The organism is Rhodocytophaga aerolata (assembly GCF_030503435.1).
GTDB classification, from domain to species: Bacteria; Bacteroidota; Bacteroidia; order Cytophagales; family 172606-1; genus Rhodocytophaga; species Rhodocytophaga aerolata.
On record NZ_JAUKPO010000004.1, the window covers coordinates 197,469 to 216,490 of the forward strand.

The following is a 19,022-nucleotide window of genomic DNA, read 5'->3' on the forward strand; positions in this document are numbered from 1 at the left end:
GAGCTGGACAGACAGTATTTACCCGATCTAACACTTATTTTACTGAGCTGATTACTAATACTTTCCAATGAGTTAGAAACATAAATACGCTACTTATGATCTTGCCTTTTACGCTTCATGTATATTTTATCCTTTTTGGAAATCCTATTCTGTTGTCAGGTGTTACCAGGGTTTATGAGGCACGATGGATTTGAGTACAGGTGTAGAGCACATAAGGAAAGAAGCTAAAGCACACCAGATAGATAACAGTATATTAGTATGGGATTAAACCTCCAGCCTGTAATACTGGCAATTAAAGGTTTGTCCGAATTCCTCGATCATTTTACGATAGATGGGTTGGAAGCCATATTTTTCATAAAAACGCATCAGTGATGGTCTGGTAGCATCTGTCTCTAATTGTATTTCATAAATATTCCGCTTTTTGCATTCGTTACGGCAGAAATCTAACATATGTGCAAAAAAGCCCTGACCAGCAAACTTGCGTCGGATGGCTACTTTATGAATAAACCCTGCGGTATTGTCTGGAACATCGGCATAGTACAGGGGATCTTTCCATTGAAGAATAAAGGTAGCGGCGGGTTCTCCGTCAGCATACATTACATAACAATTCCCTGTTGCGCAATCGTCGAACAGGTTTTCAGGCGTAAGGGTGTCCAATTGCCACATCTCTTGCTTAGACTCAATGAGCCACTGGCCAACTTCCCGGAGAATAGCTATAAAATCTTCAGGCCGGTCGTTATGAAAAGTAAAAGTCATTTTACTGTGGTGCAGCTTATGTAGGTGATCTAATTAAAACTGATGATATAAAATTATACAATTTTGGCTTTAAACAAAGCACTCAACTAACAGGTAAAAGTACATGTACAGCCTGGAACTTACGTTGGATGGCTCTCGAATAAGTGTTCAGCAGTAGAATTTTAGCCTATCTGCCATGTAGCACTAGCCCATTTAATAGAATTAGTTCTCAGATTATAGCAACCCTTGCTTCTGACTGACGACGCATACGGAGTTTAATCCTGGACAGCAGTAGCCTTTACAACCTGAAAAGGATATGAAACCTATTTCTTTACTTCCCATGTACCATAGTTATTTCTTTTAAAAACATTCACCTAGCCGCTATTCACAACCCGGGTATCTACTCTTTTTTAAGGGTGTTTCTACGTGCTTTTCTACCTACGCGGTAGAACTTCCCGCGTGTATACCAGCTAAAATGTAGCTCATCTGGCCTGTTAAAGCAAGTATATTTTTGTTTTCTTACCTTCTTCATAGGACTTCTTTTGCTGGCCACCCCTACACTGACCTGAATCATCTATTTCTTTGTATACTTCTATCTTCTTTGCACCTGGCTTTTAGCCAAACCAAGTCTCTTCGTTGGGTAAATGCGTGCACGTTAATGAAAGAAGATACGCTTAACAGTTATGGAAAATTTAGATATTGTACTGATCTTAATACTTTTATGTGCCTGCATCCTGTATGTTAACAACCGTTGGCTGAAACTGTCAGCTTCTATTGGTGTAACCATACTGGCTCTTTGTACTTCGCTTGGAATTGTATTTACCGAATATATATTCCCGGGGACTACAATTCCCTTAAAGCAGTTTATTATTGATTTCAACTTTACGGAAGCTCTTTTCAATTTTATTTTAAGCTTTTTGCTTTTCGCAGGAGCTATGCACATTAACATCCGGAGTTTGCAGCGTGAAAAATGGACAGTGCTCGTACTAGCCACAGTTGGAACGGCTGTATCCGCTTTTGTTTCCGGGGTATTGCTCTATTACGCCTTGCCTTTAATTTCTATTCAACTGGATTTCATTTATTGCTTACTTTTCGGAGCACTCATTTCTCCTACTGATCCGGTAGCCGTAATGGCGATGATTAAAGAAAGTTTTATCTCACGCAGGTTAGAAGTACGCATCTCTGGCGAATCACTCTTTAACGATGGATTTGGGGTAGTACTGTACCTGGCTGTATTGCAGATTGTAAATGCCGGTGTGGGAAACGTAACGCCCATGATGGTAGCCTCTATCTTTTTTCATGAAGCCATTGGTGGCTTATTGCTAGGTTTGCTTGTAGGTACGGCAGGTTTCCATTGTTTGAAAGCGGTGGACAATCACTTTTATGAATTAGAAGTGCTACTAACATTAATCATGGTAATTGGAGGTACACGTTTAGCAGAACTTCTGCATGTATCGAGTCCATTGGCTATGGTTGTTACCGGTTTGTGTATCAGTTATGAAGGGCGTAGTCAACACAAATCAAACATAGCCAATCTGTTTGTCAGCAAGCTGTGGAATTTAATAGACGAACTGCTAAATGCAGTATTGTTTATGTTGGTTGGGCTAAAATTCATTCATATGCATTTTACGCCACAGTTTCTTATGGCTGGCGCTATAGCCGTAGTTGTGGTACTTGCTTCCAGGTACATTGGTGTGCTAACCCCTATTTACCTGTTTAATTTTAAACGAACATTCAGCAAGAAAGCCATTATGATTCTTACCTGGGGTGGCTTGCGGGGAGGCATTCCTATTGCCTTAGCACTGTCATTACCAGCTATGGAAGCAAAAGATTTTATTATTACCATTACCTATTGTGTGGTCCTTTTCTCCATCATTGTGCAAGGGTTAACCATCAACAGACTAATGAAAGATCCGGCTACGGATAATTTGCACGAAAAGAAACAGAAAAAAATGAAGAAAGAAGAAGCAGCTGTCGTGTAAACCAGCACAAGAGTATCGTAATACATTCCTTGTGGCCAATTATGGATACATCTGCAGTGAATCTAACAAAGAATACAATCTCACCTTTCCAGCTTTATTAAAGATTACTACTTACCTGTACAAATTGAGAATAATCTTACTGTTTATAGTCGCCATACAATTAGTGAGCAGTTATGTATAATTGCTCATTCTTTTCCATAGCATCATATCACCCAAAATTCCAGGCAACGAACAGTTTACTTCTGAAGCTTTTAATCATTAACTATAAAGACTATTTATCTTGTATCGTATGTGTTTAACAGCCATTAAATTCTCAAGTTATGGATACCTTATCAAAAATAAAATTTCTGCCGATGCAGAGCAAAGCCCAATATGTTTGGAATGAGGGTAAGTATTGCTACAGTTACTGGGAGGGCAAATATAAAATAAACTTATTCCGGCTTGGAAGACATTATGCGCAAATCTGGCATGATGCTGAGGAAAATAAAGTACGGAATGTTGTTGTAAAAGAAGCTTCTCAACTGGCCGTATGCTAAGATTGGCCTCTACTTTTCAAACATACGTATCTCGTTCAATCTCTTCAAGGGTACTATCATAATTTTTCAGTACGACACGCGCTGCCTTCTTTTCGAAACTAATGTGGGAGTGCATCCAGTAACTGATTTTTTCTGCTACAGCCCGAATATCTCAAGCAGCTAAAGGGTTAGACGATTGTTCGAAACGTTAAATTTACTCTAGGCTCGGTAGTGAGTTTTGTTGGTGGTAACCGGTGTACCCAGTAAGTTTGGGTAGTTCCAGTCATAACTAACAGGCTTCCATGTTCCAGAGGTAACGAAACTGTTTCTTTCGTTTCTTTGTGTTTAAAAGAAAATTTACGCGCTGCACCAAAACTTACCGAGGCTATTGCTCCGTCTTTTTTCAAATCCTTTTCATCATCGCTGTGCCAGGCCATCCCTTCTTCACCTGTATGGTATAAGTTAAGCAAGCATGAATTATAGGTTTCCCCGGTTTGTTGCTCTACGTTTGCTTTTATCTCCAGTAATGCTTGTGTCCAGGGTAAAGCCCGTTTAGTAATGTTGGAGTAGCTATACTCAAAATCCCGGTCACCATACCAGGCTACTTTGCGTTTGGTTGTGATTAGTTTACCAAACATAATGGCCTGATCATTTTTCCATGCGATGGTATGCAGCAGAGTATCCAGATAATGATTTGCTTGCTCAGCTGAAAACATTTTCCCATAGTAATGTACCACTCCCTGGCTGGGTAGTAAATTAATGAGTGCATTAGGCTGTTTACGAAATAATTCCATTCTTCCAGTGTTGATACTTTTTGTTCATACAATGTCCGCAAGGTCTGTATCCATTTTGAATTGCTTCCCTTTCGGATGCAAAGAAAACTCTATTTTCCCGTTTCATTCGTTTACCTGTGGAACAAGATAAGGTTCCGTAAATTTTCAACTTCCGGTTACCTCCCAAACAAATCAAGTGATGTTTGATCGCACTGCGTAAAGCCTGCCTACTTATATCTAAATGATGTATCATACTTAAAAATTTAGCTTGCCTCTTAGATAGCTGCTGTGTCAAAACAAACAGGTTGGCTAGTGGCAATAATTTCTCTACATTGTCCCTAGCTAATCTAAGGACTTGCCAGTTAATAGAAATTAGATTGTTGCTATTGATTCTTTCAATTTTAGCTAACCGCATTTATTTTGGCTCCCTCCCACCCGATGATGGCTTTTTTTCTGGTGCTTCCCCACATATATCCGCCAATGGCGCCAGATGATTGGATAACCCGGTGGCACGGAATTAAAAAAGCTACCGGATTACTGCCAATAGCAGTACCTACGGCTCTGCATGCATAGGGCTTTTCTATTTGCTCAGCAATGGAACCATACGTAGAAAGGTTGCCCATGGGTATTTTAAGTAAGGCTTCCCATACCTTGAGCTGAAACTCTGTAGCTTTTAAGTGCAATTTAATTTGCGGCAGCTTATTCCAGTCATGTTGAAAAATGAATAAGGCATTTTGTTGCAGGATATCCAGCTTCCTGCTGAAGTTGGCGTTTGGAAACTTAGCTTGGAGTTCTGCAAATGCTTGAGTTTCATCTTCCTGAAAAGCCATATAACATATCCCTTTAGGCGTAGAGGCCACGATAAGGTTGCCAAAGGGACTTTCAGCAAAGCTATAATTGATCAGGAGATTGTTCCCACCGTTTTTGTATTCGCCGGGCGTCATTCCTTCAATGGTAATAAACAGATCGTGAAGCCGGCTGGTGCCAGAAAGCCCTGTTTGATAAGCCGTTTCAACCAGCGAAGTATGGCTATTTTGCAGCAGCTTTTTTGCATGCTCCAGGCTGATGTATTGTAAAAATTTCTTTGGGCTTGTGCCGGCCCACTCACTGAAAAGCCGCTGAAAATGAAAAGGACTAAGATGCACTTTTTCGGCAACTTCCTCTAAGGTGGGCTGTTGTTGAAAGTTTACTTGGATGTACTCTATGGCCTGTGCAATCCGGCTAAAAGTAAGTTGTTCTTGCGTGTCCATGGTGTCAGGTTTTATAGAACAAAGGTGGCAACTCTTTTGCCTTTATAAAATCCGAAACTTGCTAATGTTTTCCGTTAAGAAAATAATACTTTCCCAGTTCTTTGCTGAATTTTCTTGGCTGCTTAATAAAGCTTCGTATTACCCCGAATCAAACTTTTTCTTTATTCGCTATAAACTTCAGGCAGTAATTTACATAAACAGCAATGCCGAACAAAAATGAGTATACTCTATTGACTGATATGTGTAGCTTATTTTGTAGTAAGCTTTTCAAGGGCACTTCATTACCAAATTACTTTCACACACTGTTATCATTTTAGCTAAAAACCTATAGACTATTTTCTGGCATTTTAGAGTTATTTCTAATATTTATTGAATTATTTTAAGAAATCCAGTATCTTCCATCCATTCATTTTGCACTTTTTGCCATGAAAACATTCAGACGGTATTTTAAATTTGCGGATGACAAACTGGACAATAGCCTCAGTGTAATTATTCATACCCTGGGGTATCACATACACCCAGCCAACACACCGTATCCAGATGCCAATCATCCGGAGAGTCATTATTTTAGCTGGGAAAAAGGGCGGAGGTTAAAAGAATATCAGATTCTCTACATTTGTAAAGGCGAGGGAGCTTTTGAGGCAACCGGAATGCCTCCTCAGACCATAGAAGCAGGTACAGTCATATTGTTATATCCGGGAACGTGGCACCGTTACAAACCTTTGCTGTCTAGCGGATGGGAAGAATACTGGGTTGGCTTTTCCGGTTCTTTTGCCAAACATTTATTAGAGCAGGAATGTTTTAATCCGCAAAACCCAATAATTAAAGTAGGGTTTAATACCGAGTTTCTGGCCACGTTTGAAAAGTTATTAGATGTAGTAGAAATCCGTGAGGAATCCTACCAGAAACTGGCCTCATTTTTATTAATACAACTGTTGGGCATCTTATACTCGTCGGTTTTACTTTCCAACCAAAAATTTTCCAGGAAAGAGAAAATTGTAGGGGAAATAAAAAAAGCGATCACCGATAACTGGCAACAAGCCATTGACTTTGAAAAGCTAGCCAATACCCATGGTGTAAGCTATGCCTGGCTACGTAAAACCTTTAAAGAAATTACCGGCACTTCCCTTAACCAATATCACTTATCTATCAAACTCAGAAAAGCAGAGCAGTTAATTTATGAGACTGATAGCACCTTATCAGAGATCGCCTATGCCTGCGGTTTCGAGTCGGTACATTATTTTTCAAGGATGTATAAATCAAAAATGCATACCACCCCCAGCGAATTACGGAAGATCAATTAACATCTACAAGTTATATTCTGTTGGCCAAAAGTTATACTCCTCTCCTGGTAGCCAAGTTTACCTACTTTTCATAGGTGCTATTGAAGGCATTTACATAATAAACCAGGATGTGTTTTTCAGAAAAATATGGCGTTAACAGGCGTAAAACAGGCAAAATAATATATCAGTGCCAACGTAACTGCTATTGCTATTAAACGATTAGGCCCGTATTACCCAGCCAGCCGGACTAACGGTTGATAGGATGCCGGATAAATATAGGTAGTAGCAGCTTTCTTTGCCTTGGTGTCATTGGCAGGACTTTTAGCTTTGAAATTACTGCCGCACTGGCCAAGGGCTACCCATACAATTACAAATATAACAATGGTACCCAGGCAGCCTCCGCCAAATTTTTTGGCAGCTGCTCCGGCTAGTATAGCTCTAAAAAAGTTATTCATCTTGAATGGTTTGTTTATAGGTTTAGATGGATGTTAAAACGAATGAAATGCAAACAGGTTGGCTATTCTCCGGATATTACGGCTACTTTTTTCTAGGCTCAGGCTTTTCACAGAAAACCGGATACAGCAACCTGTTTTGTTTTTCCAATGGACGTTTGATGAAATAGGCATATCCCTCTGATTCTTCATTTTTTTACTTAAAAAAAGGATATTCATTCTAAAAATATTGCTTTTTTACTAGAATTTCTCTAAACTGTATACTCACCTACTTACCAATTTCCTAACCTTAAACCTTATCACATATGTCTAGCAACAAAGGAGTAGCGTACATAAAACCGGGGGTGGTAGAAGTACAAAACATTGATTACCCAAAGTTAGCCTTAGGAGACCGGATGTGCCATCATGGAGTTATTTTGAAAATTGTTGCTACCAACATTTGTGGCAGCGATCAGCACATGGTTCGGGGCCGCACCACAGCTCCGGAAGGCTTAGTGCTTGGACACGAAATTACGGGAGAGGTTATTGAAGCCGGCCGCGATGTAGAATTTATTAAAGTTGGCGATATAGTATCCGTACCCTTCAACATTGCTTGTGGCAGGTGCCGTAACTGTAAAGAAGGCAAAACCGGAATCTGCCTGAATGTGAATCCTTCCCGACCTGGAGCGGCGTATGGGTATGTAGATATGGGTGGATGGGTTGGCGGACAGGCACAATATGTAATGGTTCCCTATGCCGATTTCAACTTATTAAAATTCCCGGACAGAGATCAGGCACTGGAAAAAATCAAAGACCTCACCTTGCTTTCTGATATATTTCCTACCGGCTACCATGGTGCTGTTACAGCAGGCGTAGGCCCTGGTTCTATTGTTTATGTTGCCGGTGCCGGCCCGGTGGGTCTTGCCTGTGCTGCCTCCAGCCATTTACTGGGTGCTGCCTGCGTAATTGTCGGAGATATGATTCCCGAACGCCTGGCACAGGCTAAAAGTTTTGGCTGCGAAACTGTTGATTTGCGGCAGGATGCCACCTTAGCCGAACAGATTGAGGCCATTATAGGAGTGCCGGAAGTGGATGCAGCCGTAGATTGTGTGGGTTTTGAAGCCCGTGGCCATGGGCATAATTGCAATCATGAGCAGCCAGCCACCGTGCTAAACTCTGTCATGGAAGTAACACGGGCAGGAGGTGCCATCGGCATACCTGGCCTGTATGTAACCGGTGACCCTGGAGCAAAAGATGAGAATGCTAAAATCGGTATGCTTAACATCCGGATTGGACTTGGCTGGGCAAAATCTCATGCATTTTACACCGGACAATGCCCGGTTATGAAATATCACCGGCAACTGATGCAAGCCATTTTGTATGATAAAATACAGATTGCCAAAGCAGTGAATGTACAGGTAATTAGCCTGGAAGATGCGCCCAACGGATACAAAGATTTCGACAAAGGGGCAGCCAAAAAATATGTATTAGACCCACACGGCATGGTGCCAGCTTAACAGGCACACGTTTACAAAGCCAGATAGGGAATGCTACCTGGCTTTATTTTTCTACACTCTAACGTGTGGGATACAGGATTTTGCCTATTTGATCTGTAAGTACTATGCTGAATAAGAAAGTAAAAGCCATTACATACGTTTCGGGGATGCCTAAAGACATACTTGAAACGCTTGCGCCGGAAGAAGCCCTGCAAATTAAAATCAATGGAAAGGCATATACCATTACCATGCGTTCCCCTGGTAAAGATGCTTTCCTTACCGCCGGTTTACTTTTCACCGAAGGCATTATCCGTTCACCCGAAAACATACGGACAGTAACACAGATTCCTGCGCCAAAAGGAGAACATACATTGATCATAGATATTAGCCTTCCGGAAGAATTACTGGAAGGCAAAAACCTGGGCAACCGCTCCATTGCTTCCAGTGCTTCCTGTGGGGTATGTGGCAAAACCGAACTCTGCGATCTGATTACGCCAGACTACACCATTCATACTACCCATCAGTTGAACATTGGCCTGATTCCACAATTACTACAGACGATGAACGCCAGGCAAGAGACGTTTGAGCAGACAGGCGGTTCGCATGCTGCAGCCATTTTCAGCATCAGCGGAGAACTTTTATCCCTACAAGAAGACATCGGACGGCATAATGCGGTAGACAAAGCTATTGGAGAGTTGTTTCTTAGCAAAAAGCTTATAGAAGCAGCCATTTTATTGGTTAGCGGCAGAGTTTCGTATGAAATTGTGGCAAAGTGTGCCCAGGCAGGGCTTCCATTTTTACTGGCCGTATCTGCGCCTTCTTCTCTGGCGGTTGAACTATGTAATCGCAAAGGAATCACACTCGCCGGTTTTTGCCGGGAAAACAGGGCAACTGTCTACACACATGCAAACCGGATTCTGCCAAAAATTTTACCATACAACCAGCCCTATGAAACCTACCTCCACCCCTCTTCACCGGAATAAGCCAGCGGCTGGATTTGCAGCCTTAGCCTCCAGTCTGCGGCATATTTTGCAGGAGAAAGCCCTATATCCTGGTGTAAAAGCCCTGCTCCATATGAATAAGCCAGGAGGGTTTGATTGCCCGGGATGCGCCTGGCCTGATCCTAAAAATCCATCGGTAACCGAATTTTGCGAAAATGGAGTGAAGGCTGTTGCGGCAGAAAGTACTACCAAACGGATAACTGCCGATTTTTTTAAACAATTCACGGTCCGGGAACTTCTGCAAAAAGATGGATATTGGCTGGAGCAACAAGGCCGCCTGACTGAACCTATGGCTTACAATCCCAACACCGACCGTTACGAACCTGTTAGTTGGGAAAAGGCTTTCTTTCGGATCGGACAAACTATTCAATCGCTACAAGATCCCAATGAGGCTGTATTTTATACCTCGGGACGTACCAGCAACGAAGCCGCCTTTCTTTATCAGTTGTTTGGAAGAGAACTAGGTACAAATAATTTTCCGGATTGCTCCAATATGTGCCACGAATCTTCTGGGGTAGCCTTAGGAGAAGCCATTGGTGTAGGCAAAGGAACCGTTTCGCTGGAAGATTTTGAAGCGGCAGAAGCTATTTTCATCTTTGGGCAAAATCCTGGAACAAACCACCCTCGCATGCTCACTGAACTGGAAAAAGCGCGGAAACGGGGTTGTGAAATTGTATCTTTCAATCCGCTGAAAGAAGCTGGGTTAGAACGTTTTATTCACCCCCAGAAAGTGATGCCAACCTTGCTTAACAAAGGAAGTGAGATTTCTTCGCTATACCTGCAACCACTCACCGGCGGTGATTTTGCCTTGCTAAAAGGGCTCATAAAAGTTATCCTGGCCGCAGAAGCCAGACAGCCCGGACAACTGGACTGGGAGTTTATCCGGACACATACTACTGGCTTTGAACAACTTCAACAAGACATCGAACAAACAAGCTGGGAGGCCATTACAAAACAATCTGGCCTGAGTATGGAAGAAATTACACAGGCTGCTACTATTTACCTCAAATCATCCAAAACCATTGTTTGCTGGGCCATGGGCCTGACGCAGCAGAAACACGCCGTTATCACTATTCAACAAATAGTAAATTTGTTGCTGCTCAAAGGCAACATCGGAAAACCAGGAGCCGGGGTATGTCCGGTTAGAGGCCATAGCAATGTACAAGGCGACCGAACTATGGGAATCGTTGAAAATCCAAAGAAAGAATTGCTGGATTCGCTTGAACGGGTCTTCGGTTTTTCTCCGCCAAGAACCCCAGGCTATCACACGGTAGAGGCCATAAAAGCTATGCAGGAAGGGAAAGTACAGGTATTTATTGGTATGGGTGGTAACTTTGCCTCGGCAACGCCAGACACCGAATACACAGAAAAAGCTTTGCGTAACTGCCGGTTAACGGTACAAATCAGTACCAAACTCAACCGGAGCCATCTGGTAACTGGGAAAGAGGCCATAATCTTACCTTGTCTGGGCCGAACTGAAATAGACCTACAGCAAGGCGTACCGCAGAAAGTAACTGTAGAAGATTCTATGTCGATGGTGCATAGTTCGGAGGGAAAAAATGAGCCCGCCTCTCCACATTTGCTTTCTGAACCTGCCATTGTTGCCTGTATTGCCATTTCTTCTTTACCCAACACCCGCATTCAGTGGGCTGAATTAGTAAACAATTATGCCCGTATCCGGGAGAAGATTGCAGAGGTCTTTCCGGCCTTTGCCAACTTCAATGAGAAGATTAAACAACCAGGAGGATTTCATCTTCGCAATTCAGCACGGGAGCGGGAGTGGCATACCCACACTGGTAAAGCAACGTTTATTACAGCGCCGCTGCCTGAATTACCTCTTGCTCCCGGGCACCTACGCTTAATGACCATCCGCTCACACGACCAATATAATACTACCATTTATGGGCTGAACGATAGGTATCGCGGAATAACAGGAGAACGCAAAGTGCTTTTCATGAATGTAGCGGATATGCAGCAACTTAACTTAGCAGCTCGAGAGCTGGTAACTATCACAAGTGTGCATACGGATGGAAGTTTACGGAAGGTTTATTCATTCAAAGTAGTGCCCTATGATATTCCCAGAGGGTGTACAGCCGCGTATTTTCCTGAGACCAATGCACTTGTTCCCATAGATGCGGTAGCTGATAAAAGCCATACTCCCCTATCCAAATACATTGTTGTTACCTTGGAGAAATCAACGTCAAAAGAACCCCAGATAGAAAAGCTAAGTGTTACATAATGCCTGTTTTATATAGGTCAATAAGCTAGTTCTAGCATTACAGAAATCTCCTACATTTCTCTCCTACCCATGCACAAAAAAGAAGCGGACCATTGGCTTTACACCAGGGTCCGCTGACTATCTATTTTACTACTGTTTACCCAGGCAAGCCCTTAGGTAAAGTTATCCGTTTACAGGTACTTCCTGTAGCCGGGATGGTTTCTTTAGCTGCATTTGCTCTTGATAAGCTTCTTTCCCTAATTTCCGCAATAAGCGGTAATGGGAATGTATGGCTGTAAAGAATGTTTTATTTTCCAGATAGGGCAGATTAAATTCTTTGGCTGTATTCTTCACAATCTCGGAAATGGCAGCATAATGGATATGGCAGATTTTAGGAAACAAGTGATGTTCTATCTGCATATTCAAACCTCCGCAAAGAAAACTGGCTAATCCGCTTTTACGGGCAAAGTTTGCCGTGGTCTGCAACTGGTGTACTGCCCAGGCTTCTTCCATGTTTCCTGCCTCATTCGGTGCAGGAAATTGTGTCCCTTCCACCACATGTGCCAGCTGAAATACCAGGCCTAGTACTAATCCTTCTATAAAATGCATCATGCTAAAGCCGATAATAAACTGCCACCAGGTAATATCCAGCACCAGTAAAGGCAACACGATAAACATGAAATAGTAGATGGATTTGTAAAAGAACAGATTAAAATATTCTTTCTTTGGATGGCTTCCCGGATCGTGCTGACCAATTTTACGGCTGAAAAACTTCAGGAAATCTTTGCTGAATACCCAGGATAAAGAAGCCAGGCCATATAAAGCAAAGGCATAAAAATGTTGATACCGTTGTATTTTATTTACCTTCTCGTCTTCATCCACACGTACCAGTCCCGGAGCAATTTCAATGTCTTCGTCGTGATGATGAATATTGGTGTAGGTGTGGTGGACAATATTATGGGAAATACTCCAGACATAGGGATTAGCACCCACCAGAATAAAGGTATGACTCATCAGCTTGTTAATTTTCTTACTGCTGGAAAAGGAGCCATGAATAGCATCGTGGGAAATATTAAACCCGATAAAGGCAGAAAAGATACCCAGCATAATGGCTAAGCCCAGCATCGTCCATATACCAAACTGATTGGAGATGAGAAGCCCGTAGAGTATAAAATAGCCTGTTAAATAAACGCCTGTTTTGATCCACATCAGGCCATTGGCATGCTTAGAAATTTGTTTCTCTTTGAAATATGTATCTACTCGTTGACGAACAGTGGTAAAGAAGGTGGATTGATTGCTGTTAATGAATTTAATTTTTTGATTCATGTGAGGTGGTAAATTGATAGTAAAATGATCTGGGTCTGTTGGTTCTTTGTCAGAAGAATAGGGTTAAAGATTATTGAACGCAAAAGTTTGAGCAGTGTATGTAGGATTTACTCATTTTTTTGTAAAAGCCTGGTGAATCATCGTTTGTGATGCAGGAATGCAGTCACCTGCTTTCGTTAGTAATAAGCTAGCCTACCTGAAAACCTGCGAAGCTGTTCCCGTAGAAGAAGAAATTGTTAGCAGATATACTCTTAATACTCAACTCACTTAATCAGCTACCTGGCATCACAATTTACAACCAGCCATCCTCGTAGTTTTCGTATGCAAACATACATAAAAAAAGCCCCAGAGGGCTTTTTTTCAATGATAATATATGTGAAATATACTATGCTAAAGCTACATTTACAGCGTTAGGGCCTTTTTTGCCTTGCTCAACCTGGAAAGTGACTTTGTCATTTTCTCTGATTTCATCCAACAGACCTGACACATGTACAAAAACATCTTGATTGGATCCGTCTACGGTAATGAATCCGAATCCTTTCGTTTCATTGAAAAATTTTACTGTTCCTTTTTGCATTCTAATGTTGTTATAAATAATATGTATAGCAAGTTAACAATTGGCTGGCATTATAGTTTCATTCTGTCCTATTATTTTCAAATTTATTTTACCTGCCTTCAAAACACCTGGTTCAACAACTTCTTCTGCTCCCCATTCCGTATGCCTATCCGAGAAAAAGGAAGTATTCAGTTGTAGAACAATTTTCTACTGAACTTATCTGCATTTTGCATAGTTGAGAAATAATATAATAATAATACGTACCTTTACACAGTCACGCGGTATAATTGTTTGGTGAAATTTTCCTTCTCTCTTTGCCTCTTCTGCTTATAGAACCGGATTCGTTCAGCATTTTTAGCCCGCCTTTATCCACGAACACTCGTTTATGTCATTTTTAGATTTACATGTAATTGATCCTATCTTGCAGGCACTGGCCGCAGAAGGATATACCACACCTACACCCATTCAGTCTCAGGCTATACCTATTATTTTAGGTGGCAAAGACTTGCTGGGCTGTGCCCAGACAGGCACTGGAAAAACCGCTGCATTTGCTGTTCCCATACTCCAGATGCTCCATACGGCACAAGCGCCTGCTAAGGGCAACCGTACAATTAAAGCATTGATCCTGGCTCCTACCCGGGAATTAGCCATTCAAATTGGCGAGAGCTTTAGCGCTTACGGCAAAAATACCCGACTAAGACATACCGTAATTTTTGGAGGTGTATCACAGTTTACACAAACAGAAGCGTTAAGAAATGGAATAGATATTTTAATTGCTACCCCAGGCCGCTTACTCGACTTACTAAACCAGAAATATATCAACCTGCAACACATCACGCATTTTGTGCTTGACGAAGCCGACCGGATGCTGGATATGGGTTTTATCAACGATATTAAAAAAATAATTACCAAGTTACCCTTACAGCGGCAATCATTGTTCTTCTCGGCTACTATGCCGCCCCAGATTCAACAACTGTCCAGTACCATACTCAAAAACCCGGAGCATGTGGCCGTAACGCCTGTCTCTTCCTCGGCTCCCAAAGTAACCCAGGGTGTATACATGGTAGAGCGCAGCAACAAGCGTAAGCTGCTGATGCACCTTTTGAATGACAACCAGCTTTCTACGGTACTCGTGTTTACCCGTACCAAACATGGCGCAGACCGGGTAACCAAAGACCTGAATAAATCAGGCATTACAGCAGAAGCCATTCATGGAGATAAGTCTCAGAATGCACGTCAGCGGGCGTTGGCTAACTTTAAAAATAGGCAAATCCGCGTATTGGTGGCCACAGATATTGCTGCCAGAGGCATAGATATAGAAGAACTGCCGATGGTTATTAACTACGAACTGCCGCACGACCCGGAAACGTATGTGCATAGGATTGGCCGTACCGGAAGAGCCGGCGCTGGCGGAAGCGCGCTATCTTTTTGTGATGTCGAAGAAATGGATGCCCTGAAGCAAATTCATAAGCTTACCGGCAAAATTCTGCCAGTTATTCCAGACCATCCCTATGTCATAAGCAATGAATCACTTTTGCAAACAGCCCCTAAAAAGCAGCAAGCCGGCAGATTTTCCAGAAAGCCACCCGTTAGAAGCAAACTTAGCAGGCGCGCTTGATAAGCGGGGTATTACCTAAAAACAGTACTTTGTTCATTCAATACAATTGATCTTTTTTCATCATTTAAACCCTTATGGCGGGTTAACACCTGTAAACCAACTTATACTAATCTATGGCAAAATCGACACAAAGTTTTAACAAAAAAGAAAGAGAAAAGAAACAGCAGCAAAAAAGACAAGAAAAAGAGCAAAAGAAAGAAGACCGGAAGGCCCACTCTTCAAAAGGCAAACCCATTGACGATATGATTGCTTATGTAGATGAATACGGAAATATTTCGGATACCCCCCCTACGGAGAGAAAAAGACGGGATATAGAACAAGAAGATATCCAGATCAGCATTCCCAAACAAGTGATCGATCCTACAGCAAATGCAGGCAGAAAAGGGATTGTTACGTTCTATAATGAATCCAAAGGTTATGGATTTATCAGAGATCTGCAATCACAGGAAAGCATTTTTGTTCACATCAGTGAATTGCTTGAGCCCATTAAGGAACATGATAAAGTGACCTACGAACTGGAAAAGAAACAAAAAGGCTGGAACGCTGTAAAGGTAAAACGGTCTGTATAAGGTATATGGCCGTATGTTGCATGATTAAGGCAAGCTAAGTAGGAGAATATACTTCCCCTACTTTTTTCTATTTCCCTCCTATCACAGGAATTGTCGCTTTACACATAAGGCTATAATTACAGTATGTTGAAGGTAGCTATTTCAGCAGCCTGCTCAACGTTTACAAAACATCTTTCACTAGAAAGCTTTATAAGTATGGTTTATTTTAAACCTTATAGTCAGAATAAGAAAGCAGAAAAGGTGAGTTTATTTCCATCGGTTTATCAATTCCGTTACCCCTGTTTTTAGTCCATTAAAATAGTGTCCATTTTTGAATTGAGGCAGCATATGCACATCCATTATTTCCTGACAGATCTCATCGGTAAGTATTTTTTCGGTGCCTAATCCGGTAGCAATTCTGGCCTGCCGTAGTCTGGCACTCACAATGATCAACAGCCCATTATCTTTACCCTTTTGTCCAACGCCCCATGTATTGCTCAGGTCAGTGGCATAGGCCTGCATAGTAGGGTATGGAGCAATAGAGTCTATGGTAACAATAGCTATTTGATTACTGGTCTGTTTTTCAAAACGGGTAATCTGCTCTGTTAACTCTTTTTCTTGGGCAGGCGATAGTATATGTTCAAAATCATTAACATACCCTACTGGCTCTGGGAATACTGCCCGGATAGAAGGGGACGGTGTTGCTTCCGGTACAGTTTGCCCAACAGTCTGGAAAGAAACCATAGAAAAAAGCCATATAACTAGCAGAATTGTCTTCATAGAGATAAACCCGGTATATTCTTTTTGACCAGAGCTTTCTAACTAGATCAGTAAAAGATAAATAACCTATCAGAGGAATGCAATAGGTTTAGTAAAAGTTAGTAGCTCTGTATACTAACTAGCCTTATTTTACTTGTAAATGAACATGGTCATCATGCCGCACAGCCTGGCATCCATGAAAACGAATTTTGTTAAGTCCCTCCAGATGCATCCGTTTAATGAGGTGTGGTTCCAGAAAGATTTTACTAATGCGTTTATTTCCAGAAGCAAACCGGATCAGGTCTCTGGTTCTGTCCGGGTCAAGCTTCAGGTTGGTTTTTACATAGGGTGAAATAAGTTTCGGCAAGAGACTATATTGCCAGTATCCTTTGTTTTCACAAATTTGAGGCATGTTCTTTTCATTCCCGGTAGGTTCTTCACATACGCCATAGCCTATGGGTGAAGGTGCCTGGCCAGGCACATATCCTCCGTTACGGGCATCTGCATACATAAAGGCCAGGTCTACTTTCTTGCCATCGTAGTGGCTCAGGTGTGGCATCAGCGGAAATCCATCGAGAAAAGGGAAGTTAGCATCTAAATAAGAAATTATTGTACCTGGGTATTTTTTGCGTATTTCTTCTGCCACTTCCAGTAGGGATGACTGTAAGGCAGGTTTCACATAATGCCGATTTAATAGACAAGTAAGGATAGTTAAAGGTTGGATGCTACCAGATGGGGAAACCGGCAAGGGAACCCTGTCGAATTGTATTGCCAGCAGCGGAACAATGGTAAAACAGGTAAAGCTATACAAAAGTAAAAAGTAACGTAATTTGCCAGATAGCCAAATAAGAGACTGGAAACCTGCCGCTGAATGATTCCAAACAATGGCAAACACGCTACTAAAATCAGCCCACCTACCTGAGTCAAAACTGTCAGGAGCAAAAAGGATAAGCCGATTCCAACTATTTTATACAATGCCATAACAGCTGCTGTATTAATACAACGTAGGTAAGATGCATAGTTGCTGCATACCTGCAAAATATTCAACTGAAAACAGCCCCGGATGCCTGATTGGGTAAGTAACTTATTTTTGATTGTTATTATTTCATTGCACCAGAAGTTGATATGGTTGAATAAACTTTACCTATGTACCGGAAGAACCTAGGTAAGGTTATCTTCCGGTACATGGATGTTCAGCTCAAATCACTTAAAAGAGCTAGTTAACCAGATAGTTTGCCATGCTCAATTTCTCTATCTCCGCCCATAGCTTAATTACTTCCATTGCATCTGTTGAGGGAGCAGCGTTACAACGGGCTTTCGCCTGTACAATCTTCCGCTTTTTGAGGTCTACTTCTATGGTAACCAGCCGTTCAGAGGCAGAAAAAGTATCGGCCATTAAGGAGAAAATTGCACACGCACGCAAATGACATGACCTGACATAGGTGTAGACACAATGCCTCATGGCTTTGCCCTCGGCCCGGAGGTCGCTGCTGGAAGTCAGTTCACGGATCTTATATATTTTTGCTTCTTGGCCTGTGCCTGTCTCGTACTCCCATGCTGCAATGCCGGATGAAGGCCACGTTAGTTTGCCACTCAGGGTATGTTCATACCGCATCTGTACTTGCCATTCATTTACCTGGCGCATCAGCGAATCTGGCGTACGGCCTTTCATAGAATAGCCTGCATCCGCTACTTTGCGGTGATGAATATAATCTACTACTTCATCTAATCGCCTTACATCAAATAAGGAGGCTTGTGCAAAAAAGCGGATCACGGTAATCCAGAAGTCATCATCCCGGAAATTATTCCGGCCCAGCAGGGTTGCCGTGATATGCCAGGCAAGCCACTCGTCGCCACCCTGGGCTATTACCTGCGCAAAGCGGAAAGCCCCAGTGATAGAAAAATAAGGAGGTGTCCACAGAAAGGCATGCGCCATCCGTTTGGTGAGAACGATAGGCAAACCATGTAATTTTCGTACACTTATCCCACTGGCTATCGCTATAAACCACTGCTGTTCTTTTTCAGCGCCTTCCATCAGCCAGGCGTTATTCAGAAAAAGGGGCACCGGATAGTTGGCAAACAAATGCCTGAGTAAGTGAGCAAATTGCTTTTCTGGCTGGTAGCTTCCTTTATTCCACTGCGCTATATCCCGGATAAAATAATGGGCAAAATGAGCTATATGGAACAAGCCCTTCAAATATTGTTCGTCAGACAGCAGCTTATAACAATGCTCTTTTTCCAGATGCAAAAGCAGGTCATGAAAAGCTTTTTGCTTTGCCCCGTCTTTTTTTGCTATCTGGTGGTAAAGCCCTGCTATCGCCAGTAAAGGTATTCCATCTATTGGCTGGGAAGGTGCTTTGGTAGTTGGTAATTGTTTAATCCATCCGGATATTGGCTTTTTTAATGTATTATGCTGAATTAATGCTTTTTGCAAAGCAAGTTCGCGTTGTTGTTTTTCTGTTTTTAGCTGAATGCGTTCCGTTCTGGAAAGCATTCGTTTGTTGGATTTTCCCATGATTACTTGTAATTAT

18 protein-coding genes are annotated in these 19,022 nt (G+C 42.1%); 8 read left to right on the top strand and 10 right to left on the bottom strand.

What is annotated here, in order from left to right; genetic code table 11:
- Positions 1–264 precede the first annotated feature (264 nt).
- On the bottom strand, positions 265–756 hold the full coding sequence (locus Q0590_RS09645) for a GNAT family N-acetyltransferase (protein WP_302037315.1): 492 nt from the start codon (positions 754–756) through the stop codon (positions 265–267).
- Between the two features lie 662 nt (positions 757–1,418).
- Between Q0590_RS09645 and Q0590_RS09650 the strand changes: the two genes are divergently transcribed.
- Positions 1,419–2,717: a cation:proton antiporter gene (locus Q0590_RS09650; protein ID WP_302037316.1), complete on the top strand. Its 1,299-nt coding sequence runs from the start codon at positions 1,419–1,421 to the stop codon at positions 2,715–2,717.
- Positions 2,718–3,037: 320 nt separating this feature from the next.
- A complete protein-coding gene (locus Q0590_RS09655; RefSeq protein WP_302037317.1) occupies positions 3,038–3,253 on the top strand; it encodes a hypothetical protein in 216 nt (71 codons plus the stop codon).
- Between the two features lie 167 nt (positions 3,254–3,420).
- Here Q0590_RS09655 and Q0590_RS09660 read toward each other — a convergent pair whose 3' ends face one another.
- Genes Q0590_RS09660 through Q0590_RS09670 form a run of 3 tightly spaced genes read right to left on the bottom strand, consistent with a single transcriptional unit; the run spans position 3,421 to position 5,255 of the window.
- A complete protein-coding gene (locus Q0590_RS09660; protein WP_302037318.1) occupies positions 3,421–4,026 on the bottom strand; it encodes an alpha-ketoglutarate-dependent dioxygenase AlkB family protein in 606 nt (201 codons plus the stop codon).
- On the bottom strand, positions 4,010–4,420 hold the full coding sequence (locus Q0590_RS37540; RefSeq protein WP_366970395.1) for an Ada metal-binding domain-containing protein: 411 nt from the start codon (positions 4,418–4,420) through the stop codon (positions 4,010–4,012). Before Q0590_RS37540 ends, Q0590_RS09660 begins: the two co-directional genes overlap by 17 nt.
- The gene (locus Q0590_RS09670) at positions 4,407–5,255 is read right to left on the bottom strand and encodes a methylated-DNA--[protein]-cysteine S-methyltransferase (protein ID WP_302037319.1); all 849 of its coding nucleotides are present in this window, start codon (positions 5,253–5,255) and stop codon (positions 4,407–4,409) included. The genes Q0590_RS37540 and Q0590_RS09670 overlap by 14 nt, the downstream gene beginning before the upstream one ends.
- 425 nt (positions 5,256–5,680) lie before the next feature.
- On the opposite strand from Q0590_RS09670, the gene Q0590_RS09675 reads away from it, so the two are divergent.
- Complete coding sequence (locus Q0590_RS09675) at positions 5,681–6,559, top strand: AraC family transcriptional regulator (RefSeq protein WP_302037320.1); 879 nt, start codon at positions 5,681–5,683, stop codon at positions 6,557–6,559.
- Positions 6,560–6,768: 209 nt separating this feature from the next.
- Here Q0590_RS09675 and Q0590_RS09680 read toward each other — a convergent pair whose 3' ends face one another.
- Positions 6,769–6,993 (bottom strand): hypothetical protein, encoded by a 225-nt coding sequence (locus tag Q0590_RS09680; protein ID WP_302037321.1) that lies wholly within the window; start codon positions 6,991–6,993, stop codon positions 6,769–6,771.
- Positions 6,994–7,295: 302 nt separating this feature from the next.
- Here Q0590_RS09680 and fdhA point away from each other — a divergent pair, with 302 nt between their 5' ends.
- From fdhA to Q0590_RS09695, 3 genes are all read left to right on the top strand, one after another.
- Complete coding sequence (gene fdhA, locus Q0590_RS09685; RefSeq protein ID WP_302037322.1) at positions 7,296–8,486, top strand: formaldehyde dehydrogenase, glutathione-independent; 1,191 nt, start codon at positions 7,296–7,298, stop codon at positions 8,484–8,486.
- Between the two features lie 104 nt (positions 8,487–8,590).
- Complete coding sequence (gene fdhD, locus Q0590_RS09690; protein WP_302037323.1) at positions 8,591–9,448, top strand: formate dehydrogenase accessory sulfurtransferase FdhD; 858 nt, start codon at positions 8,591–8,593, stop codon at positions 9,446–9,448.
- Positions 9,414–11,705 (top strand): FdhF/YdeP family oxidoreductase, encoded by a 2,292-nt coding sequence (locus tag Q0590_RS09695; protein ID WP_302037324.1) that lies wholly within the window; start codon positions 9,414–9,416, stop codon positions 11,703–11,705. The genes fdhD and Q0590_RS09695 overlap by 35 nt, the downstream gene beginning before the upstream one ends.
- A gap of 162 nt (positions 11,706–11,867) precedes the next feature.
- On the opposite strand, the gene Q0590_RS09700 is transcribed toward Q0590_RS09695, so the two are convergent.
- Together Q0590_RS09700 and Q0590_RS09705 are read right to left on the bottom strand one after the other, a co-directional pair.
- Positions 11,868–13,010 carry a fatty acid desaturase family protein gene (locus tag Q0590_RS09700; protein WP_302037325.1) on the bottom strand — a complete coding sequence of 381 codons (1,143 nt, stop codon included), beginning with the start codon at positions 13,008–13,010 and terminating at the stop codon, positions 11,868–11,870.
- A gap of 385 nt (positions 13,011–13,395) precedes the next feature.
- Entirely contained in the window at positions 13,396–13,587 is a 192-nt protein-coding gene (locus tag Q0590_RS09705) for a cold-shock protein (RefSeq protein WP_302037326.1), read from the bottom strand.
- A 364-nt stretch (positions 13,588–13,951) separates the two neighbouring features.
- Between Q0590_RS09705 and Q0590_RS09710 the strand changes: the two genes are divergently transcribed.
- Positions 13,952–15,184 (top strand): DEAD/DEAH box helicase, encoded by a 1,233-nt coding sequence (locus tag Q0590_RS09710; RefSeq protein ID WP_302037327.1) that lies wholly within the window; start codon positions 13,952–13,954, stop codon positions 15,182–15,184.
- 113 nt (positions 15,185–15,297) lie between these two features.
- Complete coding sequence (locus tag Q0590_RS09715; protein ID WP_302037328.1) at positions 15,298–15,753, top strand: cold-shock protein; 456 nt, start codon at positions 15,298–15,300, stop codon at positions 15,751–15,753.
- 246 nt (positions 15,754–15,999) lie between these two features.
- Here the strand turns inward: Q0590_RS09715 and Q0590_RS09720 are convergent, their stop codons facing one another.
- The 3 genes from Q0590_RS09720 to Q0590_RS09730 form a co-directional block, all read right to left on the bottom strand.
- Positions 16,000–16,512, bottom strand: a complete 513-nt coding sequence (locus Q0590_RS09720; protein WP_302037329.1) for a TPM domain-containing protein — start codon at positions 16,510–16,512, stop codon at positions 16,000–16,002.
- A 124-nt stretch (positions 16,513–16,636) separates the two neighbouring features.
- Positions 16,637–17,302: a hypothetical protein gene (locus Q0590_RS09725; RefSeq protein ID WP_302037330.1), complete on the bottom strand. Its 666-nt coding sequence runs from the start codon at positions 17,300–17,302 to the stop codon at positions 16,637–16,639.
- A 405-nt stretch (positions 17,303–17,707) separates the two neighbouring features.
- On the bottom strand, positions 17,708–19,006 hold the full coding sequence (locus Q0590_RS09730; protein WP_302037331.1) for a PcfJ domain-containing protein: 1,299 nt from the start codon (positions 19,004–19,006) through the stop codon (positions 17,708–17,710).
- Positions 19,007–19,022: the final 16 nt, after the last annotated feature.

Excerpts from the sequence above, each read along its gene's own strand:
- Q0590_RS09645 (WP_302037315.1), bottom strand. The coding sequence starts at position 756 with ATGACTTTTACTTTTCATAACGACCGGCCTGAAGATTTTATAGCTATT.
- Q0590_RS09650 (WP_302037316.1), top strand. The coding sequence starts at position 1,419 with ATGGAAAATTTAGATATTGTACTGATCTTAATACTTTTATGTGCCTGC.
- Q0590_RS09655 (WP_302037317.1), top strand. The coding sequence starts at position 3,038 with ATGGATACCTTATCAAAAATAAAATTTCTGCCGATGCAGAGCAAAGCC.
- Q0590_RS09660 (WP_302037318.1), bottom strand. The coding sequence starts at position 4,026 with ATGGAATTATTTCGTAAACAGCCTAATGCACTCATTAATTTACTACCC.
- Q0590_RS37540 (WP_366970395.1), bottom strand. The coding sequence starts at position 4,420 with ATGCGGTTAGCTAAAATTGAAAGAATCAATAGCAACAATCTAATTTCT.
- Q0590_RS09670 (WP_302037319.1), bottom strand. The coding sequence starts at position 5,255 with ATGGACACGCAAGAACAACTTACTTTTAGCCGGATTGCACAGGCCATA.
- Q0590_RS09675 (WP_302037320.1), top strand. The coding sequence starts at position 5,681 with ATGAAAACATTCAGACGGTATTTTAAATTTGCGGATGACAAACTGGAC.
- Q0590_RS09680 (WP_302037321.1), bottom strand. The coding sequence starts at position 6,993 with ATGAATAACTTTTTTAGAGCTATACTAGCCGGAGCAGCTGCCAAAAAA.
- fdhA (WP_302037322.1), top strand. The coding sequence starts at position 7,296 with ATGTCTAGCAACAAAGGAGTAGCGTACATAAAACCGGGGGTGGTAGAA.
- fdhD (WP_302037323.1), top strand. The coding sequence starts at position 8,591 with ATGCTGAATAAGAAAGTAAAAGCCATTACATACGTTTCGGGGATGCCT.
- Q0590_RS09695 (WP_302037324.1), top strand. The coding sequence starts at position 9,414 with ATGAAACCTACCTCCACCCCTCTTCACCGGAATAAGCCAGCGGCTGGA.
- Q0590_RS09700 (WP_302037325.1), bottom strand. The coding sequence starts at position 13,010 with ATGAATCAAAAAATTAAATTCATTAACAGCAATCAATCCACCTTCTTT.
- Q0590_RS09705 (WP_302037326.1), bottom strand. The coding sequence starts at position 13,587 with ATGCAAAAAGGAACAGTAAAATTTTTCAATGAAACGAAAGGATTCGGA.
- Q0590_RS09710 (WP_302037327.1), top strand. The coding sequence starts at position 13,952 with ATGTCATTTTTAGATTTACATGTAATTGATCCTATCTTGCAGGCACTG.
- Q0590_RS09715 (WP_302037328.1), top strand. The coding sequence starts at position 15,298 with ATGGCAAAATCGACACAAAGTTTTAACAAAAAAGAAAGAGAAAAGAAA.
- Q0590_RS09720 (WP_302037329.1), bottom strand. The coding sequence starts at position 16,512 with ATGAAGACAATTCTGCTAGTTATATGGCTTTTTTCTATGGTTTCTTTC.
- Q0590_RS09730 (WP_302037331.1), bottom strand. The coding sequence starts at position 19,006 with ATGGGAAAATCCAACAAACGAATGCTTTCCAGAACGGAACGCATTCAG.